The organism is Shewanella sp. SR43-8 (assembly GCF_014163775.1).
Classification (GTDB): Bacteria; Pseudomonadota; Gammaproteobacteria; order Enterobacterales; family Shewanellaceae; genus Shewanella; species Shewanella vesiculosa.
In genome coordinates this window covers 1-4739 of sequence record NZ_JACJDX010000028.1, presented here as the reverse complement: position 1 = coordinate 4739, position 4739 = coordinate 1, and the positions used below count along the sequence as shown (strand labels likewise).

The following is a 4739-nucleotide window of genomic DNA, read 5'->3' as shown; positions in this document are numbered from 1 at the left end:
CCATGCGAGAGTAGGTCATTTCCAGGCGCCAAATAAAACAGCAAGGCCACTCTAACCGAGTGGCCTTTTTGTTTTGTGCCTTAAATCTAAGCAATTAGTCAGTGTGGCCAGTATGCCCATGCGAGAGTAGGTCAGTTCTAGGTGCCAAAGAACACAGCAAGGCCACTCTACTCGAGTGGCCTTTTTGTTTTGTGCCTTAAACCTAAGCAATTAGTCAGTGTGGCCAGTATGCCCATGTCAGAGTAGGTCATTTCTAGGCGCCTATTTGACTTGAAAGAGTCGTGAAACAGCCCGCTATTATGTAGCGGGCGTTTTACGTCTGCAATTTGTGCCTTAAACCTAAGCCATTGACCAGTGTTGATGATATGCCCATAAAAGAGTCGGTCATTAACAGGCTAAATTTGAGATCTACTAGAATAGCGATCATTCACAAGGTGGATCAATACAAGTTTATTAGTCATTGTTGACTGTAATTCACTCAGTTATCATTTGTTTTAAGTATAGCTCTGCAAACTGTGACATATATGATGGCTCTTCGATGTCTGATGACATTATTCACAGCATGTTTTTCCGGTTAATCATGGTAATTTATTATCTAATTCCCTGCTACAATAGCGTTATATTTTTGAATTTGATGTCTGTCTATGTCTATCTCCCTTACTGCATTAAACACACTCGGCCTCAATCAGCATTGCGCTTCTTTAGTTGAAGTCACTAGCAAAAATGAGCTAATCACTAGATGTATTGAGTTGTATCAACAACAAAACCCAATGCTTATACTTGGTGGCGGCAGTAACCTGGTATTTACTGATGACTTTCAGGGAACGGTTGTCAAGGTGAGTACTACGGGGATTGTGATTGATCAAGACGATGACTTTTATTATCTCACTGTACAAGCGGGAGAAAATTGGCATCACTTGGTTGAGTATTGCCTTTCGAGAGAGATTTATGGTTTAGAAAATATGGCCCTGATTCCTGGGACTGTTGGCGCCGCTCCTATACAAAATATTGGTGCTTATGGTGTTGAATTTAATCGGTTCTGTCATCAGATTCAGTTTTTACAACTGGATACCGGAAAGTTAGTCCATTTTGATAATGACCAATGTCAATTTGGCTATCGCGAGTCTATTTTTAAACAACAGCTTAAAAACTTAGCTGTTATCACTGAAGTGACTTTAAAGTTAGCTAAACAGTGGCAAGCCGTTACCAACTATGGTCCACTGCAACATTTAGATCCTGCAACTGTGACCGCGAGACAAATTTTTGATTGTGTGTGTCATGTTCGCCAATCTAAGCTACCTGATCCTAAAAAGTTAGGTAATGTGGGCAGTTTCTTTAAAAATCCTGTGGTATCAATAGATGTCTATAATACCCTTAAAACTCGTTATGCTGCTTTAGTGGGTTACCCACAAGGTGATGATCATTATAAACTTGCTGCCGGCTGGCTGATTGAGCAAGCTGGGTTGAAGGGCTTTAATATAGGTGATGCAGCGGTTCATCAAGAACAAGCTTTGGTTTTAGTTAACCTTGGTAATGCTTCAGGTAAAGAAGTATGCCAATTAGCGCTGTACGTCATCCAGACGGTTTTCAATAAGTTTGGCGTTAGATTACAACCTGAGCCAAGGATTCTGGGTTCTGCTGGGGAGATAGACATAAATGAATGAACATTGGTCTCGTAAACGTCAAATTTTAGCTTGTTTGCATCATGAGCATTTTGTTTCTGGTGAGGTGATAGCGCAGTCTCTATCGCTTACTCGGGCGGCGATTAATCAGCATATCGACGCATTAAAAGATTATGGCATTGAAATCTACAGCGTAAAGGGGAGAGGTTATAAGTTAGCGACGCCAATGTCCTTAGTAAATGAGTCAATTCTTGTCAATAATGTTGACGGCCGCTGTTTTTATTTTGATGAAACAACAAGCACTAATGCTTTTTTACTTGGACATACTAGTGAACTTAAATCGGGTGATATTTGCATCGCTGAATATCAATCTGCAGGCAGAGGTCGAAGAGGCAGGAAATGGTTGTCTCCCTACGGGCACCATATTTATGCATCCATGTTCTGGCGTTTACATAGCGATATTAGCAAAGCAAGTGGCTTAAGCTTAGTGGTTGGTTGTTCTATTGTTAAGGCTTTATCAGCGTTTGGGGTTGAGGGGCTAGGTTTAAAATGGCCGAATGACATTTATCTAGAACATAAAAAATTAGCAGGGATTTTAGTAGAAATAGCCCACTCATCTGCGCAACAAACCGAGCTTGTAATTGGTTTTGGCATTAATATGAGTATGTCTGCAGAACAAGGCGGGCTTATTGATCAGCCCTGGAGTGATCTCTCCAGTTTAATGAGTATGCCAGATAAAACCGAGCTATTGATCCAACTGCACAAAACCCTTAAAACTGATCTTCAGTTATTTGAGCAAAAAGGGTTGGGCGCTTTTTTGGATCGCTGGAATAAGTATGATTTATTTGCTAATCGCGATGTTTCATTAGTCATGGCACCCAATTGTGTGAACGGTATTTGTCGAGGCATTGATGATCAAGGTGCTTTATTGCTTGAAACTGACCAAGGTATTAAGCGCTATTTAGGTGGTGAAATCAGTCTTCGAGCAGCGACATAGGCAATAAGGATGTGGGTTATATAAGGTGAATTTTACAGCAATTTAGGCCTGCTGACGCCTGCCTAAGCCTGTAGGATGACGTTTTTCTACTCTATGAGACAATGAAATAACATGGTAGAAAGACTCAAATGCTGGCCGAAGGAGGCGACTAAACGGTTGTTTGTTATTTTTATACAATCGGTTGGTTATTTATAAGGTGTTTGCTTAGAATGACTAAGTGTCACACCTTATGGCGTACTTTTGAATATTGAGTGAGTCCGTTATCTCGAACAAGTCTTACTAAATAACGCCTAATAATAGGCGCATATCGTGTTATTTGCGCAGTAAAACCCGATCCATTAAGTGGTTGGGGCCTTTTTGTAAAATCAGGTGAGCTCGCTCGCGTGTCGGCTGAATATTTAATGATAAATTGGGGCCATTGATGGTATCCCAAATATTGGCAGCAATTACATTCGCTTCATCGTCGGTCAAAGAAGAGTAGTGATGAAAGAATGAGTTTGGGTCACTAAACGCCCCAGTTCTAAATTGCAAGAATCGTTGTTTATACCAATCTTTAAGCAATGACTCATCGGCATCAACATAAATCGAGAAATCGACAAAATCTGATACAAAAGGTCTTCTGGTGTCGATTGGGGTATCTAAACCCGTTTGCAGTACATTTAAACCTTCTAAAATCAAAATGTCAGGTTGGCGAATAGCTTGATGTTCATCGTGACATCTATCATAAGTGACATGAGAATAAAGTGGTGCCAATATCTCTTTATTTCCAGCTTTAACAGCCGATATAAATTCGACTAACATTTTCATGTCATAACTTTCAGGAAAACCTTTACGCTGCAGTAGTCCTTTACGCTTTAAATCTGCTAATGGATATAAAAAACCATCAGTAGTGACTAAATCAACTTTAGGATGCTCGGGCCAACGCTGTAATAACGTCTGTAAGATGCGTGCTGTGGTACTCTTACCGACAGCTACGCTTCCTGCGATACTAATAATGTAAGGACCTGGAGAAGCTTTCTGTTCAAGAAACTTATCAAGAACGAGTCCACGCTGTTGTTTAGAGCCGACAAATAAATTCAGTAAACGGCTGAGAGGAAGGTAAATGTCAGTGACTTCATCTAAAGACAGCTTTTCATTCATACCACGCAGGTTTTCTAATTCAGCCTGACTCAATGTGAGTGGCACTGATTTGCGTAATTCAGCCCAATGCTCGCGCTGAAAAGCAAAGTAGAGTGCATCTTGTATTGAGTTAATTGGGTTCATAACCATTCCTCTAGGTTGGTCAGGCACATTACACTATCGTATAAATGGCGACAATAGTTTGGTTCTCATTTGTCTGCATCACTAATTACATTTGCCTACTAATCACTCTTTTTGTGCTAAACAAGTGCAAAAAAACGTCATTTGAAACTTTTTTTAGTTTTTTTATCATTTTACTCTTGCACTCTGGGGCACATTTACCTAATATCCGAACCCGAAATGATACGCCGGCATAGCTCAGTTGGTAGAGCAACTGACTTGTAATCAGTAGGTCCCGAGTTCGACTCTTGGTGCCGGCACCATTTTTCTGGAGGGGTTCCCGAGTGGCCAAAGGGATCAGACTGTAAATCTGACGGCTCAGCCTTCGAAGGTTCGAATCCTTCTCCCTCCACCATTTTCTAGGTAGTTAGGTAGCCTAAACAGGTTGCGCGGATGTCGTATAATGGTATTACTCCAGCCTTCCAAGCTGATAACGCGGGTTCGATTCCCGCCATCCGCTCCAAATTTGTTCGCTGATACGGCTCAGTTGGTAGAGCGCACCTTTAATGAGGGTGAGTCGGCAGTGCGAATCTGCCTATCAACACCAGCTTGTCATGAATAAACTTCCTAACCCTAAATAATCGATTCGATGTCATTTAATGCATCGGATTTTTACTATATGTGTTTTCATCACCAAGATAATTGGACTGAGGCAATACCATGGCAAAAGCTAAATTTGAACGTAACAAGCCCCATGTAAACGTGGGCACCATCGGTCACGTTGACCATGGTAAAACAACTTTAACAGCAGCAATCTCTGCCGTTTTGTCTAAAACTTATGGTGGTGAAGTTAAAAACTTCGCTCAAATCGATAACGCTCC

The 4739-nt window shown here is 41.1% G+C and carries 4 protein-coding genes and 4 tRNA genes; 7 read left to right on the top strand and 1 reads right to left on the bottom strand.

Going from position 1 to position 4739, the window contains the following annotated elements:
• Positions 1 to 638: 638 nt before the first annotated feature.
• Both murB and birA read left to right on the top strand, forming a co-directional pair.
• The gene (murB, locus tag H5114_RS20175; protein ID WP_404948365.1) at positions 639 to 1664 is read left to right on the top strand and encodes a UDP-N-acetylmuramate dehydrogenase; all 1026 of its coding nucleotides are present in this window, start codon (positions 639 to 641) and stop codon (positions 1662 to 1664) included.
• The gene (birA, locus tag H5114_RS20170; protein WP_182723880.1) at positions 1657 to 2619 is read left to right on the top strand and encodes a bifunctional biotin--[acetyl-CoA-carboxylase] ligase/biotin operon repressor BirA; all 963 of its coding nucleotides are present in this window, start codon (positions 1657 to 1659) and stop codon (positions 2617 to 2619) included. Before murB ends, birA begins: the two co-directional genes overlap by 8 nt.
• A gap of 312 nt (positions 2620 to 2931) precedes the next feature.
• Here the strand turns inward: birA and coaA are convergent, their stop codons facing one another.
• Positions 2932 to 3882: a type I pantothenate kinase gene (coaA, locus tag H5114_RS20165; protein ID WP_124017700.1), complete on the bottom strand. Its 951-nt coding sequence runs from the start codon at positions 3880 to 3882 to the stop codon at positions 2932 to 2934.
• A 223-nt stretch (positions 3883 to 4105) separates the two neighbouring features.
• Between coaA and H5114_RS20160 the strand changes: the two genes are divergently transcribed.
• From H5114_RS20160 to H5114_RS20140, 5 genes are all read left to right on the top strand, one after another.
• Positions 4106 to 4181, top strand: a tRNA-Thr gene (locus H5114_RS20160).
• Between the two features lie 7 nt (positions 4182 to 4188).
• A tRNA-Tyr gene (locus H5114_RS20155) sits at positions 4189 to 4273 on the top strand.
• Positions 4274 to 4307: 34 nt separating this feature from the next.
• Positions 4308 to 4381, top strand: a tRNA-Gly gene (locus H5114_RS20150).
• Positions 4382 to 4390: 9 nt separating this feature from the next.
• Positions 4391 to 4465 (top strand) — tRNA-Ile (locus H5114_RS20145).
• A gap of 113 nt (positions 4466 to 4578) precedes the next feature.
• The coding region (locus H5114_RS20140) for a GTP-binding protein (RefSeq protein ID WP_259395356.1) at positions 4579 to 4739 on the top strand (161 nt) is incomplete at its 3' end.

Bases quoted from the DNA above. Each gene is read 5' to 3' on its own strand.
- birA (WP_182723880.1), top strand. From the start codon at position 1,657: ATGAATGAACATTGGTCTCGTAAACGTCAAATTTTAGCTTGTTTGCAT.
- coaA (WP_124017700.1), bottom strand. From the start codon at position 3,882: ATGAACCCAATTAACTCAATACAAGATGCACTCTACTTTGCTTTTCAG.